General features: G+C 67.8%; 1 protein-coding gene. It reads right to left on the bottom strand.

All coding sequences use genetic code 11. The features are described from left to right. Positions 1–16 precede the first annotated feature (16 nt). A complete protein-coding gene (locus AB0873_RS32505; RefSeq protein ID WP_366604626.1) occupies positions 17–1,510 on the bottom strand; it encodes an IS1634 family transposase in 1,494 nt (497 codons plus the stop codon). Positions 1,511–1,535: the final 25 nt, after the last annotated feature.

Genomic DNA, 1,535 nt, shown 5'->3' on the forward strand with positions numbered 1-1,535 from the left:
CCCGACTTGGCTCAGGTTAGTGCGCAGGTCGACTGGGCCGGGTGATGGCTTCGAGTGCGTCGTGGAGGTCGTCGGGTAGGGGGTCGGCGGCGGTGATGGTGTGTTCGCCGGCCTGGATTTCGACGGTGCGGTAGCGGCGGGCGGTCCGGACGAACTTCTTGACTGACCAGCCGGTCTGGTCTTCGATCCAGCGGCTGACGGCCAGGGCGGCGAACACGATGGTGAGGTGGGCGTCGATCGAGTCGCGGGTGTGGTGGTAGATCGGTCTGGCTTGCAGGTCGTGCTTGGACATCCGGAACGACTTCTCGATCTGGAACAGTCGGTGGTAGGCGTCGATCACGAACTCGGCCGTTATCGGGGTGCCGTCGGGGCAGGCGGCGAGGTTGGTGACGTATCCCTTCAACCCGGCAACGGCCCGGGCCTTGGTCTCCAAGTCCCGATTCACCGTCCGGGTGCCGCCGGACAGTCGGACGAATCTGTTGCGTTTGACCGTGGTCTTCCCCGCGACGGCTTTCTCGGCCTTGGCGACCTGCTCGTCGATCCCGCGCATGGTGCGCCGGGCCCGATCCGTCTTGTACTGGTAGTAGATGACCTGGTCGCGGCGCCGGTCGGCTGGCCCTGCGGGCCAGGGCTGGATGAACACCTGCCCGTCGCCGATCTCCTGGCCGGGGTGGGCCTTGCGCCATTGCGCGACGACGTAGGGGATGTCGGGGATACGGGCCCCGAGGATGAACGACAGGCCCGCCTCTTCGATCGCCTTCTGGTTGGCCGCCGACACCATGCCCGCGTCGGCCACGATCGTCACGTCGGGCAGTTGGTGGGCTTGCATGAACGCCTGGATCGTCGGCACCATCGTGAGGGTTTCGGCCTTGTTGCCCTCGAACGCCTCGACCATCAACGGGAACCCAGCAGCATCGGTGAGCAGGCCGATGGTGATCTGCGGCTCCAGGCGGCGCTCCTTGGAGAACCCGGGCTCGCGGAACCCGTCGCCGGTATCGGTCTCGAAGTACAGCGTTGACACGTCGTAGAGCACCAGGCTGGCCGGTCCCAGCCCCGCGTGCGCGGCGCACGCCGCGGCCAGCCTCTGCCGCCACGACTGGTCCGCAAACACGGGCAGGCGACGCTTGACCGTTGCGTACGACGCCGGCGCGACGCCCGTCTCCTCCAGGACCCGCAAGCTGTCCAGCTTGCTTGTCGGCTCGATGATCCTGGCCAACACCAACTGCCGGAACACGTCGTCGGCGCCGGTAGCCTGCGCGAACCCGAGCGCCTGATAGGCGTGCGTGAGAGCGTCCCACAGGTGACCCATCCGCGATGACGTGATCGGCAACGGACCCACACCCCGCTTAGCGGTCGCGGCACCCTCCAGGCCCAGGTCGAGCTCGCCCTGCCCAGCGGCCATGCGCTGCCGGGCGACCGCCCTCAACACCTCCAGTTCGGCATCGTCGTGCGCCGACCCGATGTGCTCGATATCCCGCGATCCCCGGCGCGAGGAGTAGACGATCTGCACCGCCCGCGCACCCGACGCGGTCTTC

The organism is Micromonospora sp. NPDC047707 (genome assembly GCF_040704235.1).
In the GTDB taxonomy this organism is placed as follows: Bacteria; Actinomycetota; Actinomycetes; order Mycobacteriales; family Micromonosporaceae; genus Micromonospora.